The 16,961-nt window shown below is 61.4% G+C and carries 14 protein-coding genes and 1 tRNA gene; all 15 read right to left on the bottom strand.

Annotation, left to right across the window (positions count from 1 at the left end):
* On the bottom strand, positions 1 to 95 hold a 95-nt coding region (locus ACSSVQ_RS17925), incomplete at its 3' end, for a GTP-binding protein (protein ID WP_249033412.1).
* A 42-nt stretch (positions 96 to 137) separates the two neighbouring features.
* Entirely contained in the window at positions 138 to 2,213 is a 2,076-nt protein-coding gene (gene fusA / locus ACSSVQ_RS17920; protein ID WP_339614493.1) for an elongation factor G, read from the bottom strand.
* Positions 2,214 to 2,255: 42 nt separating this feature from the next.
* Positions 2,256 to 2,726 carry a 30S ribosomal protein S7 gene (gene rpsG, locus ACSSVQ_RS17915; protein ID WP_293323178.1) on the bottom strand — a complete coding sequence of 157 codons (471 nt, stop codon included), beginning with the start codon at positions 2,724 to 2,726 and terminating at the stop codon, positions 2,256 to 2,258.
* Positions 2,727 to 2,738: 12 nt separating this feature from the next.
* Entirely contained in the window at positions 2,739 to 3,110 is a 372-nt protein-coding gene (gene rpsL, locus ACSSVQ_RS17910) for a 30S ribosomal protein S12 (RefSeq protein WP_167089964.1), read from the bottom strand.
* A 427-nt stretch (positions 3,111 to 3,537) separates the two neighbouring features.
* On the bottom strand, positions 3,538 to 4,485 hold the full coding sequence (locus ACSSVQ_RS17905; protein ID WP_454184721.1) for a DUF4344 domain-containing metallopeptidase: 948 nt from the start codon (positions 4,483 to 4,485) through the stop codon (positions 3,538 to 3,540).
* A 79-nt stretch (positions 4,486 to 4,564) separates the two neighbouring features.
* A complete protein-coding gene (gene rpoC, locus ACSSVQ_RS17900; protein ID WP_293323171.1) occupies positions 4,565 to 8,764 on the bottom strand; it encodes a DNA-directed RNA polymerase subunit beta' in 4,200 nt (1,399 codons plus the stop codon).
* Between the two features lie 166 nt (positions 8,765 to 8,930).
* Positions 8,931 to 13,019 carry a DNA-directed RNA polymerase subunit beta gene (gene rpoB / locus ACSSVQ_RS17895; protein ID WP_293323169.1) on the bottom strand — a complete coding sequence of 1,363 codons (4,089 nt, stop codon included), beginning with the start codon at positions 13,017 to 13,019 and terminating at the stop codon, positions 8,931 to 8,933.
* A gap of 197 nt (positions 13,020 to 13,216) precedes the next feature.
* The gene (gene rplL, locus ACSSVQ_RS17890) at positions 13,217 to 13,594 is read right to left on the bottom strand and encodes a 50S ribosomal protein L7/L12 (protein WP_293323167.1); all 378 of its coding nucleotides are present in this window, start codon (positions 13,592 to 13,594) and stop codon (positions 13,217 to 13,219) included.
* Between the two features lie 49 nt (positions 13,595 to 13,643).
* Complete coding sequence (gene rplJ / locus ACSSVQ_RS17885; protein WP_293323165.1) at positions 13,644 to 14,162, bottom strand: 50S ribosomal protein L10; 519 nt, start codon at positions 14,160 to 14,162, stop codon at positions 13,644 to 13,646.
* A 391-nt stretch (positions 14,163 to 14,553) separates the two neighbouring features.
* Complete coding sequence (gene rplA, locus ACSSVQ_RS17880; RefSeq protein ID WP_293323163.1) at positions 14,554 to 15,255, bottom strand: 50S ribosomal protein L1; 702 nt, start codon at positions 15,253 to 15,255, stop codon at positions 14,554 to 14,556.
* Positions 15,256 to 15,259: 4 nt separating this feature from the next.
* On the bottom strand, positions 15,260 to 15,688 hold the full coding sequence (gene rplK, locus ACSSVQ_RS17875) for a 50S ribosomal protein L11 (RefSeq protein WP_293323161.1): 429 nt from the start codon (positions 15,686 to 15,688) through the stop codon (positions 15,260 to 15,262).
* A 111-nt stretch (positions 15,689 to 15,799) separates the two neighbouring features.
* The gene (nusG, locus tag ACSSVQ_RS17870; RefSeq protein WP_339614463.1) at positions 15,800 to 16,330 is read right to left on the bottom strand and encodes a transcription termination/antitermination protein NusG; all 531 of its coding nucleotides are present in this window, start codon (positions 16,328 to 16,330) and stop codon (positions 15,800 to 15,802) included.
* Between the two features lie 15 nt (positions 16,331 to 16,345).
* Positions 16,346 to 16,546, bottom strand: coding sequence for a preprotein translocase subunit SecE (gene secE, locus ACSSVQ_RS17865; RefSeq protein WP_293323157.1), 201 nt, complete (start codon positions 16,544 to 16,546; stop codon positions 16,346 to 16,348).
* Between the two features lie 106 nt (positions 16,547 to 16,652).
* Positions 16,653 to 16,728, bottom strand: a tRNA-Trp gene (locus tag ACSSVQ_RS17860).
* 98 nt (positions 16,729 to 16,826) lie between these two features.
* On the bottom strand, positions 16,827 to 16,961 hold a 135-nt coding region (locus tag ACSSVQ_RS17855; protein ID WP_454184722.1), incomplete at its 5' end, for an EF-Tu C-terminal domain-related protein.

Raw genomic sequence — 16,961 nt, 5'->3', positions numbered from 1 at the left:
ATCGCCGCCGTCAGCGTCGTCTTTCCGTGGTCAACATGACCAATCGTTCCGATATTGCAGTGCGGCTTGTTGCGCGCAAATTTCTCTTTAGCCATTTCGGCGCTCCATCCTTCTGGAACTGACTTCGTTTAACGGGATCAGGCGAGCTTCGCCCGGACTTCGTCGGACACCGCCTGCGGCACCTGCTCGTAGTGATCGAACTGCATGGTGTACTGGGCGCGACCCTGGCTCATCGAGCGCAGCGTGCCCACATAACCGAACATGTTCGCGAGCGGCACCATGGCGTGGATCACCTGGGCAATGCCCCGCTGCTCCGTACCCTGGATCTGTCCGCGGCGGCTGTTCAGGTCGCCGATGACGTCACCCATGTATTCCTCCGGCGTAACCACCTCGACGGCCATCACAGGCTCGAGGAGCTTCACACCGGCTTTCGGTGCGGCCTCACGGAACGCGGCACGCGCCGCGATTTCGAAGGCCATCACGCTGGAGTCCACATCGTGGTAGGCGCCGTCGATCAGGGTGGCCTTGAAGTCGATCATCGGGAAGCCGGCCAGCGGACCGCTGTCCTTGACGCTCTCGATGCCCTTCTGAACACCCGGAATATATTCGCGCGGCACGGAACCACCGACGATCTTGCTTTCGAAGACAAAGCCTTCGCCCTGCTCTGTCGGTTCGAAAACGAGCTTCACGCGGGCGAACTGACCGGAACCGCCGGTCTGCTTCTTATGCGTGTAGTCGATTTCGGCAAGCTGCGTGATCGTTTCGCGATACGCCACCTGCGGCGCACCGATATTCGCCTCGACCTTGAACTCGCGCTTCATGCGATCGACGATGATGTCGAGATGAAGCTCGCCCATGCCGGCGATGATCGTCTGACCGGATTCTTCGTCCGACTTCACGCGGAAGGACGGATCCTCGGCCGCGAGACGCTGCAGCGCCAGGCCCATTTTTTCCTGGTCCGCCTTGGATTTCGGCTCGACCGCGATCTCGATCACGGGCTCGGGGAATTCCATGCGCTCCAGAATGACCGGCTTCAGCGCGTCGCAAAGCGTGTCACCCGTGGTCGTTTCCTTCAGGCCCGCAATGGCGACGATGTCGCCGGCATAGGCCACCGTGATGTCTTCACGGCTGTTGGAATGCATCTGCATCATGCGGCCGACGCGCTCGCGCTTGTCCTTGACCGTGTTGAGCAGGGAAACACCCTTTTCGAGCACGCCCGAGTAAATGCGGCAGAAGGTCAGCGAACCAACGAAGGGGTCGTTCGCGATCTTGAAGGCCAGCAGCGAAAGCGGCTCTTCGTCGCTCGACTTGCGGATGATTTCGCCATCGGTCTTCGGGTCGATGCCTTTGATCGCCGCCACTTCGACCGGGCTCGGGAGGTAATCCACCACCGCGTCGAGCAGGGGCTGCACACCCTTGTTCTTGAACGCCGTACCGCAGAGAACCGGAACGAATTCGTTCGCGATCGTGCCCTTGCGGATCAGCTTCTTGATCGTGTCGATGTCGGGCTCGTTGCCTTCGAGATAGGCCTCCATCGCGGCCTCGTCCTGCTCGACGGCATTCTCGATCAGGTAGTCGCGATATTCCTGCGCCCTGTCGGCGAGGTCGGCGGGAATCTCTTCTTCATGGTACTCGGCGCCAAGGCCTTCTTCGTCCCAGATGATCGCCTTCATGTGAAGAAGGTCGATCACGCCGCGGAAGTCGCTTTCAGCGCCGACCGGAAGCTGCATGCATACCGGCTTCGCACCCAGACGGGTCTTCATCATGTCGACGCAGCGATAGAAATCGGCGCCGGTCTTGTCCATCTTGTTCACGAAGAACATGCGCGGCACGTGATACTTGTCGGCCTGGCGCCACACGGTCTCGGTCTGCGGTTCCACGCCGGCATTGGCGTCGAGCAGCGCCACCGCGCCGTCCAGCACACGAAGACTGCGTTCCACCTCAATGGTGAAGTCCACGTGACCGGGCGTGTCGATGATGTTCAGACGCTTGTCGTTCCAGAAGCAGGTCGTCGCAGCGGACGTGATCGTGATGCCACGCTCCTGCTCCTGCTCCATCCAGTCCATCGTCGCCGCGCCATCATGCACTTCGCCGATCTTGTGGCTGCGGCCGGTGTAGAAAAGGATACGCTCGGTCGTCGTCGTCTTGCCCGCATCGATGTGGGCCATGATGCCGAAGTTCCGATAATCCTCGATTTTATGTGTACGCGTCATAGCAGCAGCCTCAGCGACTAGGATCCCGTCAGGACCCTTTGATTACCAGCGATAGTGCGAGAAGGCGCGGTTGGCTTCCGCCATGCGGTGCGTGTCTTCACGCTTCTTCACCGCAGCGCCTCGATTGTTGGCCGCATCGAGCAGTTCGCCCGACAGGCGGTCAACCATGGTCGTTTCGTTACGTGCCCGGGCCGCGGTGATAACCCAACGGATCGCCAGCGCACGACGGCGCTCCGGACGAACCTCGACCGGGACCTGGTAGGTCGCACCGCCCACACGGCGGGAGCGCACTTCGATGGCGGGCATCACATTTTCGAGCGCTTCATGGAAAGTGCGAAGCGGGTCGACGCCGGCCTTGTCCTGCATCTTGTCGAACGCCCCGTAGATGATGCGTTCGGTGACGGACTTCTTGCCGTCATACATCAGGCTGTTCATGAACTTGGCGAGAACCAGGTCGCCGTATTTGGCGTCCGGAATGACTTCCCGCTTTTCTGCGCGATGGCGACGAGACATCTCTAGATCCTCTTACTTCGGACGCTTCGCGCCATACTTCGAACGGCGCTGGCGGCGATCTTTGACACCCTGCGTATCGAGCACGCCACGGATGATGTGGTAGCGAACGCCCGGCAAGTCCTTCACGCGGCCGCCACGGATCATCACCACGGAATGTTCCTGGAGATTGTGGCCCTCGCCCGGGATATAGCCGGTCACTTCGTAACCGTTGGTCAGGCGAATACGAGCAACCTTACGAAGGGCCGAGTTCGGCTTCTTCGGGGTCGTCGTATAAACGCGCGTGCACACGCCTCGCTTCTGCGGGCAGGCCTGCATCGCCGGTACTTTGTTCCGTTTCACCTGCGGCTTGCGCGGATTGCGGATTAGCTGGTTGACTGTGGGCATTCGTCTTTTCGCCTGTCGACCTTAATTGTCCAAAACAAAAACGTCGCACAGCCCCGTTTCATATCGAAATGGGCTGAGCGCGCTGCGGAACACAAGACCCTATCGGCCCTGTGCCCAGAATGCAGAGGACCCCGGAACCCGGGATCATGCGCCATTCCTCGTATTCGGTTTACCGGCCTCAGTGTCTAGATCGGCCTTGAGACGGCGCCTGTTGCGGCTGCCTTCGGGCCCAGTGCTCTACTACCTGAAGCGAAAGTGCGCGGAAGTTACTTCCGGCCCCTGCCCCCGTCAACCCCAACCTTAACGAAATGCCCAGATTTCTGCCGTCCAGGCCGCCTTGAGGACAAAAACGGGAAAATATCGCTCCAAGATGCGCCTGAGAGGCAATAAATCCGCCTCAACCTCGTATCCGGCGGCCGCTTGGCGGTCATTTTCCGGAAGAATCGTCTGGCCGCGCGCCGGATTCGCAGCCCAAACGGCGCCCCATGACATTCGAGATGAGGGGATTCGCACACAGATCCGCGAATCCCTCCGCCGCCCGCCGGTCGGCCAGCCGTCCGAAATCCGCCAGAAGGTCGAGGCAGACGAAGATGGTATGGACCTGCGACTTGTAGAACGCATCCGGGCTCCCGCCGCAATTCGTGACGGATACCTTGACCGGGAACGGCCAGTCCATCACTTGGTCGAGCCGCCCCGCGATGCGCGCGAAAATACGGCTCTGTCTCAGGATTTCGTAAACGCGCCGGTTATCCTCGCCGACCGGCTTATCGTAGTGAACCGACAGCATGGGCGTTCGCGCGCCACGCCCCTTCGACACCTCCGGAGCGCGCCTGTACTGGCGGTACAGCCACTCCACCGCGTGCTTGGCCCGGGCGAACTCCTGATCGCAGAACCAGCCCCGCTCCACAGGCAACAGCTTTGTATCGAGCGAGAGGGACAGCAAATCCTCGTTCGACCCCATGGCAAGGCAGTTGATGTTGTAGAACCTCACGATGGATAGCGGGTGTTCGTCCCAATAGGGCTTCAGCTCCGTCACCCGCCCTCTGGCTTCCCACTCCTGATACCACTCAGCCGAAACCATCAGCAGCCGGTCCACACCGGCAGGACCGCTCTGCACGTCATAGTTGAGGATCATGAGCACGGTCGCAACCGTATCGGCGGCCTCCTCCTCCCGGCTGAAGAGCGGCACATCGAAGGCATCGAACGCCGCATGACCGAACTCATGCAGCAAGGTGAACTCCGCATTGGCAAGGACATATTCGGTCCGCAAGGCATCGAGCTCGGTCTTGTCGAGCGGCCGGGCCGACGCCGCAACCGCCATGAGCGGCAGAACGATGCAAGCCGCCAGAAGCGACCGGAAGGTCTTCACGAACATCCCTGAAATCTCCTCCTGAACGAAAACGGGCTGCGCGGTATTCCCGCGCAGCCCGCTTCCTCAATCGTCAAGAAACGCCTTAGATCGCTTCTTCTTCGCCCGCAGGCTCCGGAGAGAGTTCGCTGGCCACGATCTCTTCCTCGCCCTGGGCTTCGAGAAGCTCGGCATCGCGTTTGCCGGCCTCGCCCCGCAGGCGCTGGAGCATACCGCCCGTACCCGCCGGGATGAGACGGCCCACGATGACGTTTTCCTTCAGGCCCATCAGTTCGTCCGCCTTGCCGGCGACCGCGGCTTCGGTGAGCACCCGGGTCGTCTCCTGGAAGGAGGCGGCCGAGATGAAGGAGCGCGTCTGCAGGCTGGCCTTGGTGATGCCAAGCAGCACCGGGCTTGCCGTTGCCGGCTTCTTGCCCTCCGCCTCGAGACGTTCGTTCATCTGATCGAACTCGATGCGGTCCATCTGCTCGCCGGACAGCGTGCTGGACTCGCCCGGATCCGTGACTTCCACCTTCTGGAGCATGTTGCGGACAATCACTTCGATGTGCTTGTCGTTGATGCCCACGCCCTGCAGGCGGTAGACGTCCTGGATCTCGTTCACCAGATAGGCCGCCAGCTCCTCGACACCCGAAATCGCCAGGATGTCATGCGGGGCCGGATGGCCGTCCAGGATGAACTCGCCCTTCTCGATGATGTCGCCTTCCTGAATGGCAATATGCTTGCCCTTCGGGATCAGATACTCGACAGGCTCCATGCTCTCGTCGGACGGATGCACGATGATGCGACGCTTGTTCTTGTAGTCCTTGCCAAACTCGACGCGGCCCGTGACCTCCGAAATGATCGCATGATCCTTCGGACGGCGCGCTTCGAAGAGCTCCGCCACGCGCGGCAGACCGCCCGTGATGTCGCGCGTCTTGGCGCCTTCGGTCGGGATACGCGCCAGCACGTCGCCGGCATGGATCTTCGACCCGTTTTCGACCGACAGAATGGCGTCCACCGAAAGCAGGTAACGGGCTTCATTGCCGTTGGCCAGCGTGCGGATTTCGCCATTCTCATCGCGAATGACCATGGCCGGGCGAAGCTCGTTGCCCTTCGGCGCGGCACGCCAGTCGACCACGACACGGCTCGAAATACCCGTCGCCTCGTCCGCCACTTCGCGGATCGAAACGCCCTCGATGAGGTCCTCGAACCCGATCGTGCCATCGACTTCGGTCAGCAGCGGCATGGTGTAGGGATCCCATTCCGCGATGCGCTGACCGCGCTCGACCTTGTCGCCATCGTCCACGCGCAGGCGCGAACCATAGACCAGCTTGTGCGCGGCCCGTTCCGTCCCGTGCTCGTCGATGACCTGCACCTGCACGTTGCGGCCCATGACCACGAGCTGACCGGAAGAGTCCGTCACGATGTTCCGGTTCGCAATGCGCACCGTACCTTCATGGTTGGACTCCACATAGGAGTTGTCGGCCACCTGCGCCGTACCGCCGATATGGAAGGTACGCATGGTGAGCTGCGTGCCCGGCTCGCCGATCGACTGGGCCGCGATCACGCCGACCGCCTCGCCCATATTGACCGGCGTGCCGCGTGCAAGGTCGCGGCCGTAACAGGCACCGCAAACGCCGCCACGGGTTTCGCAGGTCAGAACCGAACGAATGCGGATCGACTGGATATTGGCTTCCTCGATCCGGTCCACATCGGCTTCTTCGATGAGGTGGTTCTTCGGCACGATCACTTCGCCCGTCGCCGGGTTCGCCACTTCGTCGGCCGTGGTACGGCCAAGGACGCGCGCGCCCAGCGAAACGATCACGTCGCCAGACTCGATCACGGCCTGAACCGTGATGCCCGCATCCGTGCCGCAATCCTCCTCGGTGATGATGGAGTCCTGCGCCACGTCCACCAGACGGCGGGTCAGGTAGCCCGAGTTCGCCGTCTTGAGCGCGGTGTCGGCAAGGCCCTTACGCGCACCATGGGTCGAGTTGAAGTACTCGAGAACGGTGAGGCCTTCCTTGAAGTTCGAGATGATCGGCGTCTCGATGATTTCGCCCGACGGCTTGGCCATCAGGCCACGCATACCGGCAAGCTGCTTCATCTGGGCGGGCGAACCACGCGCACCGGAGTGAGCCATCATGTAGATCGAGTTGATGGGCTTCTCGCGCTTGGTCTCCTCGTCGACCTGAACGGCGGAGATCTTCTGCATCATCACATCGGCGACGCGGTCGGTGCACTTGGCCCAGGCATCGACCACCTTGTTGTACTTCTCGCCCTGCGTGATGAGGCCGTCGATATACTGCTGCTCATATTCGGTCGCGAGCTTCTTGGTCTCCTCGACCAGCGCTTCCTTCTCTTCGGGAATGACCATGTCATCCTTGCCGAAGGAAATGCCTGCCTTGAAGGCCTGGCGGAAACCGAGCGCCATGATCTGGTCGCAGAAGATGACCGTCTCCTTCTGGCCGGTGTGGCGGTAGACCACATCGATCATGTTGGAGATGTCTTTCTTCGTGAGTAGACGGTTCACAAGATCGAACGGCACGTTGGGGTGCTTGGGCAGGCGTTCGCCCACCATCATGCGGCCCGGGGTCGTGTCCACGACTTCCCAGACAAGCTCGCCGTCTGCATTCTTGGTCTGGCGGCGCGCCTTCACCTTGGCGTGCAGCGTAACGACCTTGTTCTCCAGCGCATACTCGATTTCGGACAGGGAACCGAAGACCATGCCCTCGCCCGGCTCGTTCTCTTTCTGCTGCGTCACGTAATAGAGGCCGAGAACGATATCCTGCGACGGCACAATGATCGGCTGACCATTGGCCGGATGCAGGATGTTGTTCGTCGACATCATCAGCACACGGGCTTCAAGCTGGGCTTCGAGCGACAGCGGCACGTGAACGGCCATCTGGTCGCCGTCGAAGTCGGCATTGAACGCCGCGCAGACCAGCGGATGAAGCTGGATCGCCTTGCCTTCGATGAGTGTCGGCTCGAAAGCCTGAATACCGAGACGGTGAAGCGTCGGCGCACGGTTGAGCAGCACCGGATGTTCGCGGATCACCTCTTCGAGGATATCCCAGACTTCCGGACGCTCCTTTTCCACAAGCTTCTTGGCCTGCTTCACCGTCGCCGACAGGCCTTTGGCCTCCAGGCGCGAATAGATGAAGGGCTTGAAGAGCTCGAGCGCCATCTTCTTGGGCAGGCCGCACTGATGGAGCTTCAGCTCCGGGCCCACCACGATCACCGAACGGCCGGAATAGTCCACGCGCTTGCCGAGCAGGTTCTGGCGGAAACGGCCCTGCTTGCCCTTGAGCATGTCGGCGAGCGACTTCAGCGGACGCTTGTTGGCACCCGTGATGACGCGGCCGCGGCGGCCATTGTCGAACAGCGCATCGACGGATTCCTGAAGCATGCGCTTTTCGTTACGGATGATGATATCCGGCGCGCGCAGCTCCATCAGCCGCTTCAGACGGTTGTTACGGTTGATGACGCGGCGATAAAGATCGTTGAGGTCCGACGTCGCGAAGCGACCGCCATCCAGCGGCACCAGCGGACGCAGTTCAGGCGGAATGACCGGAACGACCGTCATGATCATCCACTCGGGACGATTGCCGGACTCGATGAAGGCTTCGATGATCTTCAGACGCTTGGCAAGCTTCTTCGGCTTCAGCTCGGTCGTCGCCTCGGCAATCTCGACGCGCAGATCCGCCGCGGTCTTCTCAAGGTCGAGACCGATCAGGATCTCGCGGATCGCTTCCGCGCCGATGGCCGCCGTGAAGCTGTCTTCGCCATACTGTTCCTGCGCATCCATATACTCCTCTTCCGTCAGGAGCTGACGCTCCTTGAGCGGCGTGAGGCCCGGCTCCAGAACGATGTAGTTCTCGAAATAGAGAACCCGTTCCAGATCCTTCAGCGTCATGTCGAGAAGCAGGCCGATACGGCTCGGCAGCGACTTCAGGAACCAGATATGCGCAACGGGAGCAGCAAGCTCGATATGGCCCATCCGCTCGCGGCGGACCTTCGAGAGCGTCACTTCCACGCCGCACTTTTCGCAGATGATGCCCTTGTACTTCATCCTCTTGTACTTGCCGCACAGGCACTCATAGTCCTTGATCGGACCGAAGATGCGCGCGCAGAAGAGGCCGTCCCGCTCGGGCTTGAACGTACGGTAGTTGATCGTCTCGGGTTTTTTGATCTCACCGAAAGACCAGGACAGGATCCGTTCCGGGCTCGCGATAGAGATCTTCAGCTGGTCGAAGGTCTGCGTGGGCGCCGTCGGATTGAAAATGTTCATGACCTCTTGGTTCATGAGACGTCTCCTGAGCTTTGGCCGCCAGGCCAGCGGGGGTGATTCTCGCGGATGGTGGGGCCTTCCTTCCGCCTACCCCGTATTTCGATACCCATATTCCCTTCCGCGCTTTCGCGGGAGGATGACGGCGCGCCCGCCTTGGGCGCGCCGCCTTTCGTCCTGATCGTCAGCTTGCCTGCGAGGCGGCAAGCTCCACATTGAGGCCGAGCGAACGCATTTCCTTCACGAGCACATTGAAGCTCTCCGGAATACCGGCTTCGAACGTATCGTCGCCGCGCACGATCGCCTCATAGACCTTGGTACGGCCCGCCACATCGTCCGACTTCACAGTCAGCATTTCCTGCAGCGTATAGGCCGCGCCGTAAGCCTCGAGCGCCCACACTTCCATTTCGCCGAAGCGCTGTCCGCCGAACTGGGCCTTGCCGCCCAGCGGCTGCTGGGTCACCAGGCTGTACGGGCCGATGGAACGGGCATGGATCTTGTCGTCCACAAGGTGATGGAGCTTCAGCATATAGATGTAGCCAACCGTCACCCGGCGGTCGAACGGTTCGCCCGTGCGTCCGTCGTGAAGCTGTTCCTGACCGGAGCGGTCGATACCTGCCTTCTCCAGCATCTCACAAATGTCTTCTTCGTGAGCGCCGTCGAAGACCGGGGTCGCCATCGGCACGCCATTGGTCAGATTGCCCGCCATTTCGATCAGCTGATCGTCATCGAGCGAGGCCACGGTCTCGTCATCGCCATAGATCGTGTTGACGGTCGACTTGAGGTCCTCAAGCTTGCCTTCACGCTGATAGGTCTGAAGCGCCGTCTGGATCTTCCGACCGAGCCCTGCACAGGCCCAGCCCAGATGCGTTTCCAGGATCTGACCGACATTCATGCGGCTCGGCACGCCGAGCGGGTTCAGCACGATGTCGACCGGTGTCCCGTCTTCCAGATACGGCATGTCTTCCATCGGCACGATCTTGGAGATCACACCCTTGTTGCCGTGACGGCCGGCCATCTTGTCGCCCGGCTGCAGCTTGCGCTTCACCGCGACGAACACCTTGACCATCTTCATGACGCCGGGCGGCAGCTCGTCGCCACGCTGAAGCTTGTCCACCTTGTCGGCGAAGCGGGCTTCGAGACGTTCCTTGCCGTCGTCATACTGCTTCTTCAGCGCTTCGAGTTCGGCCTGTGCCTTCTCGTTGCCAAGGGCGATCTGCCACCACTGGCCGCGGGAGAGATCGTCCAGCATCTGCTGGGTGATCTTGGCGCCTTCCTCGATGCCGTTCGGGCCGCTTGCCGCCTGCTTGCCGAGGAGAATATCGGCCAGACGCGCATAGACGTTACGGTCCAGGATCGCGAATTCGTCGTCGCGGTCCTTGGCAAGGCGTTCGATCTCTTCGCGCTCGATCGCCATGGCGCGCTCGTCCTTGTCGATGCCGTGGCGGTTGAACACCCGGACCTCGACCACCGTACCGGCAACGCCGGGCGGCAGACGCAGCGACGTATCGCGAACGTCGGAAGCCTTCTCGCCGAAGATGGCGCGCAGAAGCTTTTCTTCCGGCGTCATCGGGCTCTCGCCCTTCGGCGTGATCTTGCCGACCAGGATATCGCCCGGATGCACTTCCGCACCGATATAGACGATACCCGCCTCGTCGAGGTTCTTCAGCGCCTCTTCACCCACATTCGGAATGTCGCGGGTGATTTCCTCCGGGCCAAGCTTCGTGTCGCGCGCCATCACTTCGAATTCCTCGATATGGATCGAAGTGAAGACGTCGTCGCGCACGATGCGCTCGGAGATGAGGATGGAGTCCTCGAAGTTGTAGCCATTCCACGGCATGAACGCGACGAGCACGTTGCGGCCGAGGGCAAGATCGCCAAGCTCCGTAGACGGACCGTCGGCGATGATGTCGCCCTTCGCCACCTGATCGCCCACACGCACCAGCGGACGCTGGTTGATGCAGGTGTTCTGGTTCGACCGCTGGAACTTGCGCAGGTTGTAGATGTCGACGCCCGACTTGGACGGATCGACCTCTTCGGTCGCGCGGATAACGATACGCTCCGCATCCACCTGGTCGATGACGCCGGCACGACGGGCGCTGATCGCAGCACCGGAATCGCGTGCCACGACCTCTTCCATGCCGGTGCCGACAAGCGGCGCCTCGGCGCGGATGAGCGGCACGGCCTGACGCTGCATGTTCGAGCCCATGAGAGCACGGTTGGCGTCGTCGTTTTCCAAGAACGGAATGAGCGCCGCGGCCACAGACACGATCTGCTTGGGCGACACGTCGACGAGGTCGACCTGCTCCGGCGGCACCATCTCGAAGTCGCCATCGACGCGGCAGTTCACCAGTTCGCCCTGGATCTCGCCCTTGTCGCTGACCTCGATATTGGCCTGCGCAACACGGTAGCGGCTCTCTTCCATGGCGGAGAGATAGACGACCTCATCGGTCATCTGCCCTTCCTTCACACGGCGATACGGGCTTTCGATGAAGCCGTATTTGTTCACGCGCGCGAAAGTCGCCAGCGAGTTGATGAGACCGATATTCGGACCTTCCGGCGTCTCGATCGGGCAGATACGGCCGTAATGCGTCGGATGCACGTCGCGCACCTCGAAGCCGGCGCGCTCGCGCGTGAGACCGCCCGGGCCAAGCGCCGAAAGGCGGCGCTTATGCGTAATTTCCGACAGCGGGTTCGTCTGGTCCATGAACTGCGAGAGCTGCGAGGAACCGAAGAACTCGCGCACGGCAGCCGCGGCGGGCTTCGCATTGATCAGGTCATGCGGCATGACGGTGTCGATATCGACAGACGACATACGCTCCTTGATCGCACGTTCCATACGCAGCAGGCCGACACGATACTGGTTTTCCATCAGCTCGCCGACCGAACGCACGCGGCGGTTGCCGAGATTGTCGATGTCGTCGATCTCGCCCCGGCCGTCGCGCAGACCGACAAGCGTCTTGATGACCGCCAGAATGTCTTCCTTGCGCAGCACGCGCACCGTGTCCTCGGCGTCGAGGTTCAGGCGCATGTTCATCTTCACGCGGCCGACCGCGGAAAGGTCATAGCGCTCGGAATCGAAGAACAGGCTGCCGAACAGCGCTTCGGCCGTTTCCGGCGTCGGCGGCTCGCCCGGACGCATCACGCGATAGATGTCGATCAGCGCCTGATCACGATTGGTGCACTTGTCGAGCGCCAGCGTGTTGCGGATGAACGGCCCCGTCGACACATTGTCGATGTCGAGCGTGGTGATCTCCTTGTAGCCGCCCTCAAGGAGCTGCTCGAGGAGTTCCGGCGTGATCTCGTCACCGGCTTCGGCATAGATTTCGCCGGTTTCCGTATTGACGATTTCTTCGCCCAGGAAGCGGCCGAACAGGTCTTCGTCCTGCAGGAGAAGTTCCTGAAGGCCTTCTTCGGCGAGCTTGCGCGCCAGGCGCGGCGTCACCTTCTTGCCGGCCTCGACCACGGCCTTGCCGGTCTTGGCGTCGATGAGGTCGCGCTCCGGCTTCGCACCGCGCCAGCGTTCCGCATCGAACGGCACGCGCCAGCCATCCTTGCTCTTGGTGAAGGGCACGGTGTTATAGAAGGTCGACAGGATCTCTTCCGAGTCGAGACCCAGGGCATAAAGAAGCGTCGTCACCGGCAGTTTACGGCGACGGTCGATACGCACATAGACGATGTCCTTCGCGTCGAACTCGAAATCGAGCCACGAACCGCGATAGGGAATGACGCGCGCAGCGAAGAGGAGCTTGCCGCTCGAATGCGTCTTGCCCTTGTCATGGTCGAAGAACACGCCCGGGCTGCGATGCATCTGCGAGACGATGACGCGCTCCGTGCCGTTGACCACGAAAGTGCCGTTCTCGGTCATGAACGGCATGTCGCCCATATAGACATCCTGTTCCTTGATGTCCTTGACCGACTTCGCACCCGTATCTTCATCGACTTCGAACACGATGAGGCGAAGCGTCACCTTCAGCGGCGCCGCGAAGGTCATGCCGCGCTGCTGGCATTCCTCGACATCGTATTTGGGCTGCTCGAATTCATAGCGCACGAATTCGAGGGTCGCCGTTTCCGAAAAATCGCTGATCGGAAAGACCGACTTGAAAACAGCCTGAAGTCCCTGTTCTTCGCGGCCACCTTCCAGCTCCTCTACCTGCAGGAACTGGTCATAGGAATACTTCTGAACCTCGATGAGGTTCGGCATGGCGGCCACTTGGGGGATGCGGCCGAATGTCTTGCGAACTCGCTTGCGACCCGTGAAGGACTGCGTCATATGTGCTCCTCGCAACGCTCTGAGTAAGAACGGCGGCCGGGCGTTTTGTCCGGAAGAAGGGCCGCCCGGTCTCATGCCCTTCTCTCCCGGTATCTCCGGTAGTCCTCGCGCCTGTATCCCGTATCAGGGGGCAGCGGCTGAGGGGTCGGCCGGGACGGAAGCCGAAGCTCCGTCCCGGACCGCGTAGTCGTAAGGTCTTACTTGAGTTCGACCTTGGCGCCGGCACCTTCGAGCTGCGCCTTGAGCTTCTCGGCTTCTTCCTTTTCCACACCTTCCTTGATGGGCTTCGGAGCGCCTTCCACCATGTCCTTGGCTTCCTTGAGGCCAAGGCCGGTGATCGCACGGACTTCCTTGATCACGTTGATCTTCTTGTCGCCCGCATCGGTCAGGATCACGTCGAACTCGCTCTGCTCGGCAGCGGCTTCGCCACCGGCAGCGGCACCACCGGCAGCTGCGACGGCAACCGGCGCAGCGGCGGAGACGCCCCACTTCTCTTCGAGCATCTTGGAAAGCTCGGCCGCCTCGAGGACGGTCAGGTTCGAAAGGTCTTCAACAATCTTTTCCAGATCAGCCATTTTTCAATCTCTCTTGGATTCGGTTGGTTTCGATTTCACCGGATCGGCCTCAGGCCGCTTCGTCCTTGGTGGCATAGGCATTCAGCACGCGTGCGAGCTGGCCGGCAGGCGCCTGAACGACACCGGCAATACGCGTGGCGGGCGTGTTGATCATGCCCACGATCTTGGCGCGCAGCTCATCCAGCGACGGCATGTCAGCAAGCTGCTTCACGCCGTCCGCGTCCAGTACGGTCTCGCCCATCGCGCCGCCCAGGATCACCAGCTTCTGGTTTTCCTTGGCGAACTTGGCCGCAATCTTGGGTGCTGCGACCGGATCGTCCGAATAGGCAATGGCCGTCGGCCCCGTGAAGAGATCGGAGATCCCTGCCATCGGGGTGCCATCAAGAGCGAGCTTGGCGAGCCTGTTCTTCGTTACCTTGAACGAGGCCCCCACCTCACCCATGCGTGCACGGAGGTCTGTAATCTCCGTCACGGTGAGGCCGGTGTAGTGGGCAACGACAACCACGCCGGTCGTGCTGAACACGCCATTGAGGTGCGTTACGAGCTCGGATTTTTCCGCTCTATCCACTTAAGCTCTCTCCTTCGCGCACAACCCCTGTGCGCTTGGGGACGGTTACCCGTCTTTGGCAAATGCCGCGCGTCACTTCGGTTTGGCAGTCAAGCCGCACCTCCGCATCACACGGCGCTCACTTGCCTGTCCCGGGCTCCAACCGATCCCGAAGACCGGACCATGCCGATCTTCAAAACCGTTTCAGCTCCCGTCTGTGCCGGCCGCCTTTCCTGGCGCTTAGCCATCACCCCGATAGAGGGATCCGGCACCTGCAGTCTCGGACAGGTAAACGGACGATGGCGCAGCCACCCCGGTTCACCATCAGGTAAAGCCAGAGTGCCTGCGTCCCGTCCGTTTCAACCATCCGCGGAGCCCTAAGAGCCCTGCGGATGGAAACTCGTTACCGGCCTCAGGCCGGCTGCAGCGCCGTCGCCGTGTCGACCTTGACCCCGGGGCCCATGGTCGAGCTGATCGCGATGCGCTTGATATACGTGCCCTTGGCGCCTGTCGGCTTGGCCTTGTTCACGGCATCGACCAGGGCGCGGATGTTCCCCGCAATCTGATCTTCCGTGAAGCTCGCCTTGCCAACGCCGGCATGTACGATACCGGCCTTCTCGACGCGGAATTCCACGGCACCGCCCTTGGCAGCCTTGACGGCTTCCTCGACATCCGGCGTCACCGTGCCGACCTTCGGGTTCGGCATCAGGCCGCGCGGACCCAGCACCTTACCCAGACGGCCGACGAGCGGCATCATGTCCGGCGTCGCGATGCAGCGATCAAAATCGATCTTGCCGCCCTGGACTTCCTCGGCGAGGTCTTCCGCGCCGACGACATCCGCGCCCGCGGCCTTCGCCGCCTCGGCCTTGTCGCCCTTGGCGAACACCGCCACACGGACGGACCGGCCGGACCCGTTCGGCAGTGTCACCACGCCGCGGACCATCTGGTCTGCATGGCGGGGATCGACGCCGAGCGCGATGGCCACTTCCACCGTCTCGTCGAATTTGGCGCCGGCCTTCGACTTGACGAGCTTCACAGCTTCGTCGAGCGAATAGGTCGCCTTGCGGTCGATGCCCTCACGAGCGTTCGTAATGCGTTTTCCTGCTTTCGCCATGGCCTTACTCCGTCACCTGAAGGCCCATGGAACGGGCGGAACCGGCAATGATCTTCGTCGCCTGATCGAGATCGTTGGCGTTGAGATCCTTCATCTTCTGCTCTGCGATTTCGCGGCACTGCGCCATCGTGACGGTGCCTGCGCTTTCGCGGCCCGGCGTCTTCGAGCCGGACTTGATTTTCGCTACCTTCTTCAGGAAGAAGGAGGCAGGCGGGGTCTTCATCTCGAACGTGAAAGAGCGGTCCGAATAGGCGGTGATGATCACCGGGATCGGCATGCCCTGTTCCATCTGCTGAGACGCCGCGTTGAACGCCTTGCAGAATTCCATGATGTTCAGACCACGCTGACCGAGCGCGGGACCGATCGGCGGCGAAGGGTTCGCCTGTCCGGCCGGCACCTGCAACTTGATGTAGCCTTCGATTTTCTTAGCCATCTCTATCCCCTTCCGGCGCCTGCCGGATCTTTGGGTTAGTGGTTCATCGGTTCGGACCGGCTATTGCGCGCCGTCCCTCGCCTCCCACACACGACAACAGACCGAAAAGCCCTAGAGCTTTTCGACCTGCGAATATTCGAGCTCCACCGGCGTGGCGCGCCCGAAAATCGACACGGCAACCTTGAGCCGTGCCTTTTCCTCGTCGACTTCCTCGACGAAACCGTTGAACGAGGCGAAAGGTCCATCCGCGACGCGCACCTGTTCGCCGATCTCGAACGTGATCGACGGCTTGGGACGCTCAACACCCTCCTGCACCTGATGCAGGATGCGATCGACTTCCGCCTGGCTGATGGGCATCGGCTTGTTGTCCGCACCCAGGAAACCCGTCACCTTCGGCGTTTCCTTGACCAGATGATAGGTCTGGTCGGTCAGCTCCATCTTCACCAGCACATAGCCGGGGAAGAATTTGCGTTCCGCATTAATTTTCCGTCCGCGGCGCAACTCGACGACCTCTTCGGTCGGCACGAGAATCTCCTCGAACTCATCGGCAAGCCCGTGCTGCTCCGCCTGCTCGCGGAGCGCCTCGGCCACCTTCTTCTCGAAGTTCGAGTAGGCGTGAACGATGTACCAGCGTTTGGCCATGGGGCCCCTATTGCCTCAACTGCCGCCAAGCCCGAGCACGAAAGATACGCCCATGCTCAGCACCTGATCGGCGAGAAAGAAGAAAACCGTCGCAAACGCCACCATAATGAACACCATGACGGTCGTGATCACGGTCTCCCGGCGCGTCGGCCAGGTCACTTTCGTGACCTCCGAACGAACCTGCTGCAAAAACTGGAGCGGATTGGTCTTCGCCATTCCTGCCTAAATCCTCTATTGCGCGCCTGGCCGGATTACGCCGACCATCCTGTCCATCTGCCGGAACCGACCGGGTCTCCTGACCCCGCCACCCGACTGCCGGCGCTGGCAGGAGTGGAGGGGCTCGAACCCCCAACCCCCGGTTTTGGAGACCGGTGCTCTACCAGTTGAGCTACACTCCTAGGCGCGCCCTGCAGCACCTGAACCCTCTAAAGCCGGTCCAGAACCATTCGAGACGCCGAAGCCCTCCGCGGTACCCCGCGAAGGGCTGATTTCAAGATCACTCGATGATCTTGGAGACGACGCCGGCGCCGACGGTGCGGCCGCCTTCGCGGATGGCGAAGCGCAGCTTCTCTTCCATCGCGATCGGCGCGATCAGCTGAACCACCATCTTCACATTGTCGCCCGGCATGAC

It is taken from the genome of Parvibaculum sp. MBR-TMA-1.3b-4.2 (genome assembly GCF_053628815.1).
The sequence above is the reverse complement of the archived record's forward strand: the minus strand, read 5'-3'. Positions and strand labels throughout refer to the sequence as shown.

Bases quoted from the DNA above. Each gene is read 5' to 3' on its own strand.
- secE (WP_293323157.1), bottom strand. From the start codon at position 16,546: ATGGCGAAGACCAATCCGCTCCAGTTTTTGCAGCAGGTTCGTTCGGAG.
- rpoC (WP_293323171.1), bottom strand. From the start codon at position 8,764: ATGAACCAAGAGGTCATGAACATTTTCAATCCGACGGCGCCCACGCAG.
- rpoB (WP_293323169.1), bottom strand. From the start codon at position 13,019: ATGACGCAGTCCTTCACGGGTCGCAAGCGAGTTCGCAAGACATTCGGC.
- rplA (WP_293323163.1), bottom strand. From the start codon at position 15,255: ATGGCGAAAGCAGGAAAACGCATTACGAACGCTCGTGAGGGCATCGAC.
- rplL (WP_293323167.1), bottom strand. From the start codon at position 13,594: ATGGCTGATCTGGAAAAGATTGTTGAAGACCTTTCGAACCTGACCGTC.
- rplK (WP_293323161.1), bottom strand. From the start codon at position 15,688: ATGGCTAAGAAAATCGAAGGCTACATCAAGTTGCAGGTGCCGGCCGGA.
- rpsL (WP_167089964.1), bottom strand. From the start codon at position 3,110: ATGCCCACAGTCAACCAGCTAATCCGCAATCCGCGCAAGCCGCAGGTG.
- fusA (WP_339614493.1), bottom strand. From the start codon at position 2,213: ATGACGCGTACACATAAAATCGAGGATTATCGGAACTTCGGCATCATG.
- rpsG (WP_293323178.1), bottom strand. From the start codon at position 2,726: ATGTCTCGTCGCCATCGCGCAGAAAAGCGGGAAGTCATTCCGGACGCC.
- ACSSVQ_RS17905 (WP_454184721.1), bottom strand. From the start codon at position 4,485: ATGTTCGTGAAGACCTTCCGGTCGCTTCTGGCGGCTTGCATCGTTCTG.
- nusG (WP_339614463.1), bottom strand. From the start codon at position 16,330: ATGGCCAAACGCTGGTACATCGTTCACGCCTACTCGAACTTCGAGAAG.